Genomic DNA, 16,041 nt, shown 5'->3' on the forward strand with positions numbered 1-16,041 from the left:
TCACAGAGAATCAATCTTCTTTAGCAGCAAAAAATTCCTTTTTTTAAAGAAAATTAACTTTTTATCCCTATTTTACGCATTGGCTAATTCAAACAAACTAACTTATGAATATTAAAAATTACCTGTTTTTGGGATTATTTTTAATCTCAACAATTGTCCTTGCTCAGGAAAAAGAAATTTCCGGAGCTGTGGTAGGAGAAAATGGCTTGCCACTCATTGGGGTGAACATCATTATTGAGGGCACCACACGCGGAACCCAAACAGATTTTGACGGAAACTACAGTATCAATGCAAACCCGGGAGATATTCTGGTTTATTCCTTTGTAGGGTTTGGAACTGAAAAAAGAACGGTGGGCGCAGAGGAGGTTATCAATGTTCAAATGACTGCCGATAACAGCCTTGAAGAAGTGGTTGTAGTAGGTTACGGTACTCAGTCTAAAAGAAAGGTTACCGATAATATTGCCTCCATATCTGAAGATGAGATCAATAATATTCCCATCCCAAGCTTACAGGGAGCTCTTACCGGAAAAGCGGCAGGGGTACAGATCACGCAGATCAACGGAAAGGTTGAAGGAGGCGTAAAAATGAGGATTAGAGGGATCTCGAGTATTTCATCTTCACAGGAACCTCTCTATGTAATAGATGGAATGCCTTTGATCAATGATGATGAATCTGTTTCCCAGGCTCCTATTAACCCGCTTATCTCTTTGAACCCAAACGATATCGCTTCTATTGAGATCCTAAAGGATGCATCATCTGCAGCGATTTATGGAGCAAGAGGTACAAACGGGGTGGTATTGATTACCACAAAATCTGGTAAATCGGGAAAAACAAAGATATCTATGAACACCTCCATGGGCTGGAGTGAACCTACCAACACCTTAGATTGGTTAAATGCAGAGCAGTACGTGGAATTATTTACAGAAGCTTCTGCAAATAGCTACGGAGCTGAAGATACCTGGCTTACTGAAGAAGGAGGTTATTTTGACTGGATGGCCAACGGACTTGACTGGAGAAACGGAGAAGTGGATACAGATTGGCAATCACTTGCTCTTGTTGATGGTTCTGTTCAGGATCACACCATTTCTATTTCAGGAGGTAGTGAAAAAACGACCTTTTTCCTTTCCGGCGGATACAACAGAACTGAAGCCATTGTAAGAGGAAACGACCTTGAGCGCTACTCGGTAAGAACCAACGTAGATCACAAGGCAAGCGACCGCCTTAACGTGGGCGTAAATGTAGGTATTAGTAAAACCCATATTTCCAGAATTGGGACAGATAACTCATTTTCCACGCCTCTACAGGCTATAGCACAATCTCCTCTTTCTCCTGCTTTTCTTGAGAATGGAATTCCTAATAATGAAAGTACCATTTACTACAACTTTTTGATGCAGGAGTATAATGGAGACTGGGATTCAGATATTTTCAGAGTGTTATTCAACACCTATGCTGAATATTATCTTATGGAAGAATTGAGCTTCCGTTCTGAATTTGGTTATGATAATAATAACCAGACAGAAGAATATTTCGCAGGTAGCCTTACAGAATCTGCTTCAACTAATGGATATGCTGATGCAAACGCGGTACAGTCGGATCGATATAGCTTAAGCAACTATTTCACGTATAACACCACCTTTGTTGAGGATTATGACCTTGAAGTAGTTCTGGGGATGAGCTTTGAAGAAAGCGCCCGCAAAAGACAATTCGTAGCCGGTACCGGATTCGCATCAGACGATCTTCAAACAGTTGACAGTGCATCTGAAATTATCGACGGTTTCTCTACAAGAACAAAATACAATTTCCTTTCTTACTTCAGTAGGGCCACTTTTTCTTTGTTCGACAAGTACCTATTAAAAGCCAGTTTACGCTATGACGGGTCTTCACGTTTTGGTGCCGAGAACAGGTATGGTTGGTTCCCTGCAGCATCTGCCGGATGGATCATTTCAGAAGAGGATTTCTTCGATAATTCCGAAACTATTTCTCTTCTTAAACTTAGAGGAAGCTGGGGTGTAACCGGAAACGCGGGAATTGGAAATTTTGCCAGCCTGGGCTTGTTTACCGGAGGTGCATATAATAAAATTGCTACCCTGTACCCAAGTCAGCTTGGAAATCCTGACCTTAAATGGGAAAGAACAGACCAGGTAGATATAGGGCTTGACTTCGGATTTTTTAATAACAGACTTTCTGGGGAAGTAGATTATTATGTGAAAAAAACCAATGATCTTTTACTCAATCAACCCGTTCCAGGAACTTCAGGATTCCCGAGTATTACAAGAAACGTAGGTTCTATGGCGAACAGAGGGTTTGAATTTGTTTTAAACACCAAGAACTTTACTTCCGAAGATTTCAAATGGGATACATCCTTTAATTTATCGACACTTGATAATGAAGTGACAGATCTTCCGGGAGGAGATATAGTTTCAGGAGTAAATATTGTGAGAGAAGGTGAAACGATTTCTTCTTTTTACCTGGTGGAATACGCAGGTGTTGATCCTGCAAACGGGGATGCCTTGTTCTATAAAAATACTTTGTTAGCAGATGGATCACGCGACAGGACAACAACGGCAAGTTATAATGAAGCTTCAAGGGTAGTTCTTGGTAGCCCTTATCCGGATCTTATGATGGGGTTAACCAACACCATGTACTTCCATAATTTTGACCTTTCGTTTACCTTCCAGGGAGAATGGGGATCATCTTTGTATAATTCAGGAGGTAAATTCCAGTCCGGTAACGCACGTTATGAGGATAACCAGACTGTTGATCAGCTTGACAGGTGGCAGCAGCCCGGGGACATTACAGATGTACCACAAGCCAGGATGTACAGTACCAATGGACAGCAGGATTCCTCCAGATATCTTGAAGAGTCTGATTTCATAAGATTACGTAATCTTGCCTTTGGATATACTTTCCCATTTGAATGGACTCAACGATTCTCTGTTGATCGTTTGAGAGTTTATTTTACAGGAGTGAATCTGCTTACATTTACAGATTACAGCGGTTATGATCCTGAATCTACCTATGATAACAATGGGAACTTCAATATAAATGTGGGAGAAACTTTTTATTCTGCACCTCCCGCAAAAACTTACACAATTGGATTAAACATCGATATTTAAAAATTATCACTATGAAAAAATCTAAAGTCTATACAATTTTATTGTCATTATTCGTACTGGGGTTTACCGCATGCGATGACAATCTGGATGTCGAGCCCGAACAAGATCTCTCTCCGGAAGTTGCAACCGCAACTCCGGCCAACATTCAGAATATTCTTGTGGGGATGTATACCGAAGCAAGGGAAAATGATAGCTATGGCGGGCATATTGCCTTGGCATCAGAATTACTTGCCGATGATGACCATCTTTCCTGGAACGGAACCTATGTACAACCGGCCGAATTTGATGAAAAGGCCATTCTTGCCGATAACAGTTACGTTAGAGATATCTGGATGAATGGTTATGAAATAATTAATCAGGCCAACATCGTGCTTGCAAATCTGGATGTTTTTGAAGATGAGGATGCACGGGCTCAGGTAGAAGGAGAAGCTAAGTTCCTTCGCGGGCTTGCTTATTTTGACCTGGTAAGGTTGTTCTCAATGCCTTATGAAATGGGAGCAAATGGTGGGGAGTTAGGAGTTCCCATTGTTTTGGAACCTGTCCTTGATGCCTCTGCCATTGTTTATCCTGCCAGAAATACTATTGAAGAAGGATATTCCCAGGTGCTCAATGATCTTACAGATGCCTATGCTTTATTACCTGAAGACAATGGATATTATGCCAGCAAATATAGCGCACAAGGTCTTCTTGCGAGGGTTTATCTTCAGAGAGGGGACTATGAGCAGGCAAGAGATGCTGCAGATGATGTTATTGAGAACAGCGGCTTTGAGTTGGTTTCCGATTTTAGTGAAGCATTCAATAATGATGAAAATTCTAATGAAGACATTTTAGCCTTTCAAGTGACAAGTCAGGATGCCAGCTGGAATGCTTTTAATGAATTTTGGGGAGGTTATGATTATGGAGGCCGCTCGGGTGATCCCGATCTTTCTATTACGGAAGAGCATTTTGATATTTATGACGATCCAAATGACGATAGGGCGATGTTCTTTTATGAAACAGATAGGGGAATTGCAACTTTAAAGTGGCAAAGCCAATATGCAAACATTCCTTTTATTCGTCTTGCAGAAATGTACCTGATTCGTGCCGAAGCCAATGAGCGCTTGGGAACAGAAGTTGGAGCTACGCCACTTGAAGACATTAATACCCTGAGAGCACGTGCTAATGCAAGCTTGCTTGATTCTGTAGATTTGGAGGAGATCTTAATGGAAAGAAGACGTGAATTAGCCTTCGAAGGTTTTGCCCTTTTTGATGCCAAAAGGTTGAAGCGTGATATAGGAGATATTCCTTATAATGCCAATAACCTTGTTCTTCCCATTCCTTTAAGAGAAATGGATGCCAACGAGGAGTTAGTACAAAATCCCGGGTACTAAAAAATCTGATTTAATTAAGGAGCTGTAGAAATACAGCTCCTTTTTTTATGCTCAATTTTATAGATCGAATTTATCGCCGTCCAGGTAAATATCCAACACCACGCCCCTGGCTGCGAGCTTGCCTTTAGAAGTGCTTTTTGAGGCCTTAGGATTAGAAAAAACAATGACCTGAGATTCACCAACTACTTCAGCTTTTCCATTCTTCACAAGAATAGCTGTAGACTCATCAATTCCAATACCCTTAATTTCCGGATTTTCTATGATGGCAGTTAACAGCCTGTTGTACCGGCTTCTTTTTACAAAATGCTGATCAATAATTACATTATTCAGCATTCCCAGACCTTGCTTTAATTCCAGGTTCTGCTCCTCCAGATTTCTGAAGGTAGAATGATATTCAGGATGTTTAAGTTCTGTTCCTGTGATCATTTCCCGGCTCATCACCGCTGCCCCGGCACTGGTACCCGCAATCATTCCGCCGTTCTTATAATTTTCCTTAAGTGCGTCTGCAGCAGGAGTGCCGGCTATAGCCTTCATAAACCTATCCTGGTCTCCACCGGGAATATAGATCAGCCGGGCATTCCTTAGAGAGTCTAGTTTCTGGCTGTTTGTAATTACTGTGCTATCATAAACCTGCTTAAAAATATTTTTTAATCCCAGCTCCGCAAATTGCTTATTGGCGTAATAGAATGAAGAATCGGGTTCGGCACTAGCCATAGGGAGAATGATAGCATAACCTCCCTCATGGATTTGGGATTCCTTTATAATTCGCTCCACCATTGAGGCAGGGCGGGTACCTCCGCCAATTATAAAAAGGGAACCGGTATTTTTAAATTCCTGTGCTGTCGCAGGGAAGGAGAAGAGGCAAAGAAATATGAGAACCAGTAAATTTTTAGTAATTGAGAAGCCTCCTCTTTTGCGATTAAAGTTATTGTTCTTCATTTTTTGTGGATATTAAACCTAGGAGTCCGGGATATTTTTCCAGGTCTTCAAACCTGTCAATATCATTCCGCGGCTCCAGGTGAATTAGTTGATGATTTTTAAGGTCCTGTAGTGTTGCCTGTAAAACGGTGTTGCTACCCCAGGTCTTATTTTTAAAGACTTGTGAAGGTATGGATTTAAGTCCTAATAAATAATATCCGCCATCTGTTGCGGGACCAATAACAGCTTCGGAATGCTGCAGTGTCAAAAATGCCTTTTTCAGGTCCTCTTCTCCAAGATCGTAAAGATCACTGCCGATGATTATGATATTGCTGAAACCTGCTTCAAATCCGCTGCGGAAGGCATTTTCCATCCGCTCCCCCAGATCTTTTCCCTGCTGAAGTTTTTTGCTGAAAATATTTATATCCCAGATATCTTTTTCCGGAATTTCTTCGGAATAAAAGATCCATTTATCCACCTGAAGATTCCTGGTGATCTTCATTGTATGCTGAAGCAGATGATTATAAATTTTTAATGCTGCTTCCTCACCTATTGAGGCTGCAAGTCGTTTTTTTACTTTTCCGGGTACGGGATTCCGGGCAAAAATGAGCAGTAAATTCCTTTTGAAAAAGTCCTTTTTCATCTTTAATTAGGTTACGCTGCCCTGGCAACTACTTCCGGCCCCGGCAGTACAGCCGTAGCAATGTTGGGAAATGCAGACATTTCTGTCCTTAAGTAATTCCGGTTCAAAATCCCTTAAATGCTGCACTTTTGAGGCTACTTTTAAACCCAGCATCTGGTTAAAATCACAATCGTATAACCAACCATCCCAGCTCACCGAAAGTGTATTCGTGCACATGACACTCTGCACAGCCGCCGGATTAAAGGCATCCACTAAAGCCGTCATGTAGTCTTCATAGTTTTCAGAAGCTATCAGATATTCCAGAAAACGGCTTATTGGCAAATTAGTAATGCAAAAAAGTTCATCAAAGTCAATGTCAAAATCTGCTTTTAAAGCTTTTTTAAAATCGCGCTCCAGCGCCTGTTGATTGGCGGGTAAGAAAGCTCCGGCGGGATTATAGACCAGGTCGAGTTTGAGGCCGCTGCCTTCCCGGCCATATCCTGCAGCATTTAGCAATTTTAAAGCCTGTATGGATTTATCAAAGACTCCGCTGCCGCGCTGCCTGTCTGTCTTTTCCTTCTTGTAAAAGGGTAGGGAAGAAACAACATGTACATGGTGCTTTTTAAAGAACTCAGGAAGGTCGTAATATTTTTTGTTTGCTACTATGATCGTCAGATTGGACCGTACTATAAAATCCTGAATTCCGGCTTTTGAAGCTTCTTCCACGAACCACCGGAAGTTCGGATTCATCTCGGGCGCACCTCCTGTAAGATCTAAAGTATGAGCGCCGGATTTCCTGATGACCTCCAGGCAGAGCTGCATGGTTTCCCGGGTCATGATCTCTTTTCGGTCTGGCCCTGCATCCACATGGCAATGTGAACAAACCTGATTGCACATATACCCCAGGTTAAGCTGAAGGATTTCCAGCTTTTTCGGCTTCAAAGGGTAAGAACCTCCTGTTGCAATCTTTTCTTTAAAAAGCGGCAACTTCCCATTGCCAAAGATCCCGTTGCTAAGATATTTTAGCTGTTCCTGGGGATCGGAGAGGAGGTTTTTACGGGCTTGTAGGGATTTTGTTGGCATGTGTTATTGTCTTTATTATCGACCTTCTGAGCCGTTGCATGCAACGGCTTTACCTATAGATCCCGCTTAGCAGCGGGATGAGCGACTCCTACGTCAGCACTTCGTGCTTCCTGGGATCTGCTCACATCGATAGCTTGTTGTACTTGTTCATCATCTGGACACCGTGGACCAGGGTTGCACCACCTTTTATTGCAGCTCCCACATGTACGGCCTCCATCATTTCTTCCTTTTCTATTCCCCGCTCAAGGCCATCCTTGGTATAGGCATCAATACAGTAGGGGCATTGCACAACATGGGAAACTGCAAGGGCGATTAAAGATTTTTCCCGGGCTGTTAAGGCGCCTTCTTCAAAGACACTATTGTAGTACTCAAAGAACTTGCTTCCCAGTTCTTCATCCCATTCAGAAATGCTTCCGAATTTCTTAAGGTCGGCGGGGTCATAATATGTTTTGGACATAGGTCAAAAATTTGAGCCTCTAAGATAAGAAGTGCAAAAGGAAGAAAAAGGCTTCTGAAGTAAAAGCTTTAAAAAGGGTATTTTAAAGCTCCTCTTCCATGCCTGAATTTTCCTGCTGTTTTGTTAGCAGCATCCTAAAGTTGACATGCTGCGCATAAAGTATAGTTAAATACTTTTATCCGGAACCTGCTTTCTTTAAATTTAAACATCAGGTAATCAACAGGATGCCTTTCCTTTTGTTCCTGAAAATGCTTTGTAAAAGAAAAATTTAAAAGATATGCTAGCAATGAATTTCCGCGGCCCATTCCGGGTACGCGCTGACAGAGACCGGCCCTTTCCAGAAATCGAACATCCCGAAGATGCTATTGTAAAAGTGATAAGATCCTGTATTTGCGGGTCTGATCTACATTTATATCACGGCCTTGTGCCCGATACCCGCGTTGGATCAACATTTGGACATGAATTTATTGGAGAAATTGTGGAAGTTGGGTCTTCTGTAGAAAAAGTCAAGGTGGGAGACCGGGTGATGGTTCCTTTTAATATTGCCTGCGGAAAATGTGCTTTTTGTAAGCAGGAACTCTATGGCCAATGTCATGAGGCAAATCCACAATCCACGGCGGCCGGCGGAATATTTGGTTATTCCCATACTGCCGGGGGCTATAATGGAGGACAGGCCGAATATGTACGTGTGCCTTATGCCGATGTTGGACCAACTGTAATCCCCGATTGGATGGACCCGGACGATGCTGTACTGCTCACAGATGTGGTGCCAACAGGTTACCAGGCTGCCGAAATGGGTGGTATCCAGGAAGGAGATACCGTAGTAGTTTTTGGAGCCGGTCCAATTGGGATCATGGCTGCAAAATCTGCCTGGCTGTTTGGAGCGGGAAGAGTCATTGTAATTGATCAGCTGGACTACAGGCTGGAATTTGTCAAGGAATTTGCCCAATGTGAGGTCTATAACTTTAAACATCTTGAAGATCCTGTTGTTTTTATTAAAAAGATCACCGATTCCCTTGGTGCCGATGTGTGTATAGACGCAGTAGGTTGTGAAGCAGCCGGAGATACCATGAATACCATGCTGGGAAGGAAATTACTCATGCAGGGAGGTTCCACAACCGCTCTCCATTGGGCAATTAATTCAGTCAAGAAAGGAGGGATCGTTTCTATAGTTGGCGTTTACGGACCTATTGATGCCCTGGTGCCAATAGGAAATGTGGTGAATAAAGGAATTACCATTCGGGCAAGTCAGGCTTCAGTAAAGAGATTGCTGCCAAAGATGATAGAGCACGTCAAAAATGGTATTATCGATCCTAAGGCCATGATCACGCATCGCATTCCGCTGGAAGAGGTTGGAGAAGGTTATCACATATTCAGCAAAAAATTGGATAACTGTATTAAAACAGTACTCATTCCGCCTTCAGCCTAAGGAAAGAGCCAGAATAAAAATTTTAAAACTTAAAAAGAAAAATATGATCGGAGATGAAACTAAACCCAAAGATTTCAGAAATGAAAGGGGCGGCGATCACAGCCATATAAAGGGATGGGGCATAGACAGAGATCCAAAGAATGATCCTACCTACCCTATGAAACATAGAACAGATGAGGAAATTGAAGGCTACACCTGGGAGCGTCCCGAACAACAGCCTGTAACGGTCGAGGTTCTAAAATCTGTAGAACGACCTAATATTCCCGCAGTGTTTGGAAATACCGTTCCTCCGTCGGGTCTAAGTGGGGCATTGCGCAGGCTGGCCTTTAAATACAGTGAATCCAGCTATGGAAGATGGTTGCCGTTGGTAATGGCAGACAGAATTGGAGAGGTTGAAGGCATTTTTGAAGATCTTGGCAACGGCCACATTCCCAATCTTTTTGCGGAACATGGTTTAAAATCTGAATGGAAATATAACCGAAAGAATTTTGTACTTAAATCTGCAGTTACTGCAGCTGCAATAGCCGGAGCCATTCTATTGTTCACCAGGAAAAAAAGGGATTAAAAACTCAATTTTAAAAGCGGATTATTTTTACGTTCCCTATAAGAAGCTCCCAAAGCATCTGCATTAGCAGGTGCTTTTTGTTTTGGGGCAAGCCAGCTTTTTACTCTGTTATAGTCCAGATAGTAACTAAGGCGTAAAGAAAGACTGTTAAGCTGTTGCTGCTCGAACAGGTATTGAAAATTATCTCCAAAATTCACATGAGACTGATCCTGAAAACCGGTAATAGCGTTTCGGTAAAGAAGTGTAAGCTGGCTACCTGGTGCAAACCACCAGGAAAATCTTAGATCAAGATTCCAACTGTTATAGGTAGTATCGTAATCTTCATTTCCGTTAGCATAAAAATCCAATTCCCCATTTGGCTGCAGCGTATAGTATTCTGTATAAAAAACTTCGGAATAGTAGTGGCGAAAGGCCAGGTTTAATGACGTTCTATTATTGAAAATATAGGTTGAGCCAAGGGAATTTGTAAGGGTATTGCGATCTCTCTGTCCAAATAAAATATCATCCTGGAGCAAGTCGACAAAACCTTCTTCCTGGTCATTAAGCCTTATGTTGGTGAACCAGTTTACTGTAAATTTATCTGAAAAACGATATCTGGGGCCAAAATCAATAATAAGGTCACCCCTTCCTTTTTCGTCGTATTTGTACCAGTCTATTACGCCTTCTATAGCAAATTTCTTCCGGAAATCTGTGTTCAACCAAACCCAAACATCATAATAAGAAGGAATGTCAAAGTGTCTTCCCTCCACGCGGGGTTCATAGATATCCTGGGTTCCAAAGGGAGTGGTTTCAAATCCTCCGCCAAAATTCAGGAAATCTTTAGTAGTAAAACTGGAGTTAAAATTAAGAACAAACCTGCTGAATAAATCCGTTTCCAGTCTTCTCATGTGCTGCAGGTTTAAATTGAGGAACATGTTGTTTAAAATCCCTTTTGGCTGTAAAAGCCGGCGATTGTAGCCTGCAAAATAGGAGACATAATTGGTAGAACTGGAATAGCCAAGGTCATTGATGTTATAATCTTTTGTTCTTAGTTCTACCCCGGTTTGAAACCTGTTTTTCCCATTATTTTTAGTTATTCTCGCAGTTAGTTCTGCACCAAATTCTGTGTCCTCCCGGACTACCCAACTTCCTTCGGCACCAGCTGAATAGTTAAAGGTATTGGCTTTATTGGTAAGGTCCATATAGACTCCTGCTGCATTTGCATCTCTAAAATGGCCTTCTCTTGTGGTGTTAGTATTAATGAATGAAATGGAGGAGTTATCCCCAAAACGTTGATCAAGCACCACTATGTTATAATTGGTAAGAGGTTCTACCAATTGGTTCCGTTGGTCATCGGTTTCAGTATTCCGGATTTTTGCATATGTTCTTTCAGTAATCGCATTGAAAAAGCCTATTCCCAAACCGTCGGCAGTTCTTCCCGAGATCTTTACGGCATTGATAAGATCTACTGTAGAAGGATATTCCTCTAATATCTCATCTTCTGAAAGTGTTACGCGCCCTGATGGTGCCCCGCCTACCCTTCGGGAATAGAAGAGATTACCTTTCGTGAACAACTCTGTGCCTTCAGTAAAAAAAGCCCGGTTCTCTTCATACTGTACTTCGAATGCCGACAAATTGAGCACTTCTTCATCAAATTTTGTTTGTCCAAAGTCCGGGATCAGGATCATATCAAGGGTAAACGCATCGTTGATCCCGTATTTAAGATCAAGCCCACCGTTGAAATTCATTTCCGTATCTCCCGCATAATTGGTAAGGTAAGAGGAAATATAAGGCTGGAAGGAAAGCCGTACCTGGGTCTCAATATTTTTGATCCCATGGATCTCCCCATCATAGAGAGAAAAGGATCCTTTTTTGTTGTTCACATGGCTCCAGCTATAACGGGTGCCGGTCCTTCTAAATTCCCGTTCCATCTGCAGGCCCCACTCCTGAAGGTTTTTCTCAGGAAAGCGCAACTCTGAATAAGGAATAAAAATTTCTGCTATCCAACCTTCTTCGGTTATGCCGGCTTCGCTGTACCAGACAGCATTCCAGGAAGAATCTTCATTGCCATTGGTCATTTTTGCGTCATACTGCACTCCGGCAGAAGTAACGATAAACTGCATGCTCTGCTGGCGGTCATTATAGCCGTTGAGTAGAATAAAAAAGAAGTCTGAAGCCCCAATATTATCACGCTCCGAAAGTTCTGTCATAATCTTTGAAGGCTCAGGATCCTTTAAAGTGGCACCAAAATAGATCCCCAGATCGTCATAGATGATCTTTACCTCTGTACTCAAACTATCTGGGATTTGTCGTCCATTTACCGGCATGCGTTCCACAAAATTTGTAGCTATTGCGGCATTTTTCCATGCAGCATCATCCAGAATTCCGTCGATTTTTGGTGCTTCCTCTACTCTGGAAATGGTAATCTTTTTCCGCGGAATCGTATCCTGCTCCTGAGCAAATAGAAAACACGAGTTTAAAAGCAATAAAAAGGCAATAGGTAATCTCATCGACGGTTGGTTTTCTTTAAAGACCGCAAGAAAACCACTTTGTTGCAGCTGCAGCACAAAAAATCTTAAAATTTTTTTTCAATTAGAAAAAGTGGCGCTTTCGGGATCACAAAAGGCCAAAAATCTAAAAATATATCTTTTAACTTCTGAAATAATGATCAAATGATTCTTCGTATTTTCAACTTAAAAGAAAACCATGTTAGATATAATTCGCCCCACCTTATTGCTGAGCCAAAGTATTTGTAAAGATAACATCAGAAAAATGGTCCGAAAAGCAGAAAGACATGGCCTGCAACTTATCCCGCATTTTAAAACTCATCAGTCTGCGAGGGTTGGAGACTGGTTTAAGGAAGCGGGAGTGACTGCTGTTACAGTGACTTCTGTGAAAATGGCAGAATATTTTGCCGAGCATGGGTGGAATGATATTACCATTGCATTTCCATTTAATATTCTTGAAATAGATGGACTCAATACCCTTGCTTCCCGGGTGAATCTTAGAATTTTTGTAAACAGTATAGAAACGACTGTTATTCTTAAGCAAAAGTTGAAGACGCCGGTAAGATTTTACATAGAAATTGATGTGGGAGATGGACGCTCCGGTGTGGAAGCCACAAATTTTGGTCAGATTAAGAGGATTCTTGAATCAGTTGGCAATAATCCTCATTTAAATTTTGACGGATTCTACTCTCATCCCGGGCATACCTATAATGCTAAATCGCCAGGTGAGGTGGAGGAGATATCTGAAAAGGTTGTGGAAAAGCTTCGGATCCTAAAACAGCATTTTAAAGAGGAATTTTCTGATTTAAAGATTGGTATGGGAGATACTCCCTCCTGTAGCCTTTCAGAAAATTTTGATGGGGTGGACAATATTCATCCTGGAAATTTTGTGTTTTACGACCTGGTGCAACACAGTCTCGGGGCGAATCGTCTGGAAGAAATAGCCATTTGTCTTGCCGTTCCCATAGTCGCAGTACATCCTGAAAGAAGTGAGGCAATTATCCACAGTGGTTGGGTACATCAGGGAAAAGACTCCTTAAGGGATTCTGAGGGGAATATTCATTATGGATTTGTTGTGCAGTTAAATCAAAACGGTTGGTCAGAACCTATTCCCGGAGCAAAGGTGATCAAACTTTCCCAGGAACACGGGGTGCTGAGTCTGCCGGGGGAAGTGATACAAAGTATAAAAGTAGGAGATATCTTGGGGATTATGCCTGTGCACGCCTGTGCCACAGCAGTAATGATGGGTGAGATCTGGACATTGGAGGGGGAGAGGCTGGAAATGATGCCCGGGTAGCCCGGATAGTTGGATTGTTGTCAATTAAGTTTAGTAAGGGTAGCTCTTTGCATAGTTCATAGGTGTCAGCTCTTACAAGGTTGTTCAAAATTGGAAAGGAGTGAGTTTGGAATAAGCTGTACTACAAAGGTAATTTTCCTACATATTTACTTTTTTGAAATTAACTCAAAATTGTTGTACATCCAGCATTTAATTCTTCTCATCGAAAAAATAGATCATTCTTTTTTTTCAGCTTCATCCTTAGGTAAATTTCTGATTCTTAACTAAATAATTTAAGATATGAAGAAATTTTTATTTTGGTTTGTCATTCCGCTTTTAGCGACAGGCTGTAGTGTTAATGATGAGGATCTATTAAATTCAGATGCCTCTATTATGGAATTAAATGCCACTTTTGAAAGTAACGGCTGTATTGTTACAACTTATGACTTTTCCACTTTTGGGCAAATGGAAGTGCGGAATGATCGGGATAGCTTGTATATCACTATTAATGCTGTTGAAGGAAATTCCATTTCTTCCACCTCTCTGCAAATTGCTGATAGTTTCCTTAATTTCCCTACCGTGGGGAAAGGGACTCTTCAGCCAAACAAAATGGAGCATCAGCTAGTTTTTGATCCTTATGTGAAGGAATATAAATTTAGCTTTCCACTTATTGAAATAAATCAAAATATTGTTATCGCCAGTTATACAACATTTAATGGTCTTGAGTCTTCCTGGGCAGGCGATATATCTGTGAAACAGGGAAATTGGTCTTATTTTTCCTATCAAATAAAAGAACATCCATATAATGCAGGTCCGGATAATTCCGGAACTATCACCTTGAGCGAAGCCATTGCTTTACCTAGTTGGGATGAAGTGAGAAAAGTTTATGCGGGCATGTTAGCGCCGGGTGTCGATAGAAGATCTGGTACATACAATCCCTCCATTTGGGATATTATTAATGATTTTAATGATCCTGCGAGAGAGAGCAAGCTTGGAGAGTATACAACAACTTATACCCTTGGGACAGGTGATTGTGCAGACTCTACAGTTCTTACTTTAGTTGTGGTGCCAGATCCTGAACAAAGTTTTTATTAAAAAAAACCTTTGATAGTTTAATAGAGCCGGCTAAAGTTTAGCTGGCTTTTTACTTTTTCAGAAAAAATATTTTTTAAAATATGATGATTTTTTTAAGAGGTGATGGGGCAGAAAAATGAATAATATTAAATAAAACACAAAAAAAGAGAGTAAAAATTACATTTAATAAAGCATTAACGATATTTTGATGTTAAGTTTCTACTTTCGGGAGTGAACAAAAAAATCAGAATATGAAAATGAATAAAATTTATCTTTTATTATTAGCAATGGTTGTAAGCATCGGATTTACATCCTGTAGTGACGACGACGATAGCATAGATGTTATTGCTCCTACCGGAAACCTGGTTGTAGAAAATCAAATGCTTGAAAACAACATGTTGACAATAAGTAATGTTTCCATGAGCCAAGATGGTTGGGTAGTAATTCACCGCGATAACGGAGATGGTGGGCCAATGGTTCCTGAAATTATTTCTGTTCCAAAAATGGTTGAAGCCGGTGATGCAACTGATGTAATGGTAGAACTTAAAGAAGGAGAAGAAGTCGAAGATGGAGAAGTGCTTTGGGCAATGCTTCACACCGATGATGGAGTTATGGGAACCTATGAATTTAATGGTACAAACGGTCTTGATGCTCCAATAAAGGATGCTAGTAATAATATAATGACCAAATCATTTGTAGTTTCTGTAGAGGCTGCTCCAACCGGGACAGTGAGTGCAGATAGCCAGGTGCTTTTAAATGGCGTGGTAAGTGTTGGAAACATCACTCTAGACCGTGACGGATATGTAGTTATTCATGCTTCCAATGAGGCTGGAGATGGTCCAATGGTACCGGAAATTATTTCTCAACCTGTATATTTAGAAGCAGGTACTTATGAAAATGTAATGGTACCTCTTAAAGAAACAGCAACTGTAAATGCAGGGGCTACTATCTGGATCATGTTACACACAGATACCGGGGAAGAAGGAGTATATGAATTTGATGGAGAAAATGGTCTGGATCTGCCAATTATGGACGAATCAGGAGATATAGTAATGACCTCTATCGAAATAACATCTATTTCTACTCAGGCGATTACAGGAACACTTACTGTAAATGATCAGGCACTTGCTGACAATATGATAAGTGTAGGTAATATAGTGCTTAGTCAAAGCGGATGGGTTGTTGTCCATGCCTCTAATGAAGCTGGCGACGGACCAGTGGTTCCGGAAATAATTTCTGAACCGGTTTACCTTGAAACGGGTGCACATGATGACGTGGAAATTACTTTTGAAGAATCTGCAGAAGTAGCGTCCGGAGATAAAGTTTGGGTAATGCTTCACAATGATACTGGAGTAGAAGCATACTATGAATTTGATGGACAGAATGGATTAGATCTTCCAATTACTGATGCATCAGGAGATATTGTGATGACTTCAATTACACTTGAGTAGTAATTAAGTTTTTCTAAGACAATAAATGAAGCCACCCATTAGGGTGGCTTTTCCTTTTAAATGTACTTTAAAAAAGAAGATTATTTACTTCTCTTTTTTTCTTTTTTAGGTGAAAAAACCCCCTCTCTTTCAAGAAGGGGCTTCTGCTTTGCTTGTGGTGCCTCCAGCCCCGAAGCGTCGGGGGGACCAGGGAT

General features: G+C 41.2%; 12 protein-coding genes. 7 read left to right on the plus strand and 5 right to left on the minus strand.

Translation table 11 applies throughout. From position 1 onward, the window contains the following. Nucleotides 1-104: 104 nt before the first annotated feature. Both CRO16_RS07415 and CRO16_RS07420 read left to right on the plus strand, forming a co-directional pair. On the plus strand, nucleotides 105-3,116 hold the full coding sequence (locus tag CRO16_RS07415; protein WP_097055650.1) for a SusC/RagA family TonB-linked outer membrane protein: 3,012 nt from the start codon (nucleotides 105-107) through the stop codon (nucleotides 3,114-3,116). A gap of 11 nt (nucleotides 3,117-3,127) precedes the next feature. Then, a complete protein-coding gene (locus tag CRO16_RS07420) occupies nucleotides 3,128-4,486 on the plus strand; it encodes a RagB/SusD family nutrient uptake outer membrane protein (RefSeq protein WP_097055651.1) in 1,359 nt (452 codons plus the stop codon). Nucleotides 4,487-4,543: 57 nt separating this feature from the next. Here the strand turns inward: CRO16_RS07420 and CRO16_RS07425 are convergent, their stop codons facing one another. The 4 genes from CRO16_RS07425 to CRO16_RS07440 all read right to left on the minus strand — a co-directional run bounded on the left by CRO16_RS07425 (nucleotide 4,544) and on the right by CRO16_RS07440 (nucleotide 7,566). Continuing rightward, nucleotides 4,544-5,425: a cyanophycinase gene (locus CRO16_RS07425; protein ID WP_097055652.1), complete on the minus strand. Its 882-nt coding sequence runs from the start codon at nucleotides 5,423-5,425 to the stop codon at nucleotides 4,544-4,546. After that, the gene (locus tag CRO16_RS07430) at nucleotides 5,412-6,047 is read right to left on the minus strand and encodes a TIGR04282 family arsenosugar biosynthesis glycosyltransferase (RefSeq protein WP_097055653.1); all 636 of its coding nucleotides are present in this window, start codon (nucleotides 6,045-6,047) and stop codon (nucleotides 5,412-5,414) included. The genes CRO16_RS07425 and CRO16_RS07430 overlap by 14 nt, the downstream gene beginning before the upstream one ends. A gap of 6 nt (nucleotides 6,048-6,053) precedes the next feature. Then, nucleotides 6,054-7,109 carry an arsenosugar biosynthesis radical SAM (seleno)protein ArsS gene (gene arsS, locus CRO16_RS07435; RefSeq protein WP_097055654.1) on the minus strand — a complete coding sequence of 352 codons (1,056 nt, stop codon included), beginning with the start codon at nucleotides 7,107-7,109 and terminating at the stop codon, nucleotides 6,054-6,056. A 121-nt stretch (nucleotides 7,110-7,230) separates the two neighbouring features. Then, a complete protein-coding gene (locus tag CRO16_RS07440) occupies nucleotides 7,231-7,566 on the minus strand; it encodes an arsenosugar biosynthesis-associated peroxidase-like protein (RefSeq protein ID WP_097055655.1) in 336 nt (111 codons plus the stop codon). 277 nt (nucleotides 7,567-7,843) lie between these two features. Between CRO16_RS07440 and CRO16_RS07445 the strand changes: the two genes are divergently transcribed. Together CRO16_RS07445 and CRO16_RS07450 are read left to right on the plus strand one after the other, a co-directional pair. Next, nucleotides 7,844-8,995, plus strand: a complete 1,152-nt coding sequence (locus CRO16_RS07445; protein WP_097055656.1) for a zinc-dependent alcohol dehydrogenase — start codon at nucleotides 7,844-7,846, stop codon at nucleotides 8,993-8,995. Nucleotides 8,996-9,038: 43 nt separating this feature from the next. Further along, entirely contained in the window at nucleotides 9,039-9,560 is a 522-nt protein-coding gene (locus CRO16_RS07450; RefSeq protein WP_097055657.1) for a hypothetical protein, read from the plus strand. Here CRO16_RS07450 and CRO16_RS07455 read toward each other — a convergent pair. Further along, nucleotides 9,557-12,049 (minus strand): DUF5916 domain-containing protein, encoded by a 2,493-nt coding sequence (locus CRO16_RS07455; protein WP_143544464.1) that lies wholly within the window; start codon nucleotides 12,047-12,049, stop codon nucleotides 9,557-9,559. The genes CRO16_RS07450 and CRO16_RS07455 overlap by 4 nt on opposite strands. A gap of 196 nt (nucleotides 12,050-12,245) precedes the next feature. On the opposite strand from CRO16_RS07455, the gene CRO16_RS07460 reads away from it, so the two are divergent. The 3 genes from CRO16_RS07460 (at nucleotide 12,246) to CRO16_RS07470 (ending at nucleotide 15,847) form a co-directional block, all read left to right on the plus strand. Then, the gene (locus CRO16_RS07460; protein ID WP_097055658.1) at nucleotides 12,246-13,343 is read left to right on the plus strand and encodes an alanine racemase; all 1,098 of its coding nucleotides are present in this window, start codon (nucleotides 12,246-12,248) and stop codon (nucleotides 13,341-13,343) included. 279 nt (nucleotides 13,344-13,622) lie between these two features. Beyond that, nucleotides 13,623-14,417, plus strand: coding sequence for a hypothetical protein (locus tag CRO16_RS07465; RefSeq protein ID WP_097055659.1), 795 nt, complete (start codon nucleotides 13,623-13,625; stop codon nucleotides 14,415-14,417). A gap of 236 nt (nucleotides 14,418-14,653) precedes the next feature. Next, complete coding sequence (locus CRO16_RS07470) at nucleotides 14,654-15,847, plus strand: DUF7282 domain-containing protein (RefSeq protein WP_143544466.1); 1,194 nt, start codon at nucleotides 14,654-14,656, stop codon at nucleotides 15,845-15,847. Nucleotides 15,848-16,041: the final 194 nt, after the last annotated feature.

Source organism: Salinimicrobium sediminis (assembly GCF_900215295.1).
Classification (GTDB): domain Bacteria; phylum Bacteroidota; class Bacteroidia; order Flavobacteriales; family Flavobacteriaceae; genus Salinimicrobium; species Salinimicrobium sediminis.

Excerpts from the sequence above, each read along its gene's own strand:
- CRO16_RS07415 (WP_097055650.1), top strand. The coding sequence starts at position 105 with ATGAATATTAAAAATTACCTGTTTTTGGGATTATTTTTAATCTCAACA.
- CRO16_RS07420 (WP_097055651.1), top strand. The coding sequence starts at position 3,128 with ATGAAAAAATCTAAAGTCTATACAATTTTATTGTCATTATTCGTACTG.
- CRO16_RS07425 (WP_097055652.1), bottom strand. The coding sequence starts at position 5,425 with ATGAAGAACAATAACTTTAATCGCAAAAGAGGAGGCTTCTCAATTACT.
- CRO16_RS07430 (WP_097055653.1), bottom strand. The coding sequence starts at position 6,047 with ATGAAAAAGGACTTTTTCAAAAGGAATTTACTGCTCATTTTTGCCCGG.
- arsS (WP_097055654.1), bottom strand. The coding sequence starts at position 7,109 with ATGCCAACAAAATCCCTACAAGCCCGTAAAAACCTCCTCTCCGATCCC.
- CRO16_RS07440 (WP_097055655.1), bottom strand. The coding sequence starts at position 7,566 with ATGTCCAAAACATATTATGACCCCGCCGACCTTAAGAAATTCGGAAGC.
- CRO16_RS07445 (WP_097055656.1), top strand. The coding sequence starts at position 7,844 with ATGCTAGCAATGAATTTCCGCGGCCCATTCCGGGTACGCGCTGACAGA.
- CRO16_RS07450 (WP_097055657.1), top strand. The coding sequence starts at position 9,039 with ATGATCGGAGATGAAACTAAACCCAAAGATTTCAGAAATGAAAGGGGC.
- CRO16_RS07455 (WP_143544464.1), bottom strand. The coding sequence starts at position 12,049 with ATGAGATTACCTATTGCCTTTTTATTGCTTTTAAACTCGTGTTTTCTA.
- CRO16_RS07460 (WP_097055658.1), top strand. The coding sequence starts at position 12,246 with ATGTTAGATATAATTCGCCCCACCTTATTGCTGAGCCAAAGTATTTGT.
- CRO16_RS07465 (WP_097055659.1), top strand. The coding sequence starts at position 13,623 with ATGAAGAAATTTTTATTTTGGTTTGTCATTCCGCTTTTAGCGACAGGC.
- CRO16_RS07470 (WP_143544466.1), top strand. The coding sequence starts at position 14,654 with ATGAATAAAATTTATCTTTTATTATTAGCAATGGTTGTAAGCATCGGA.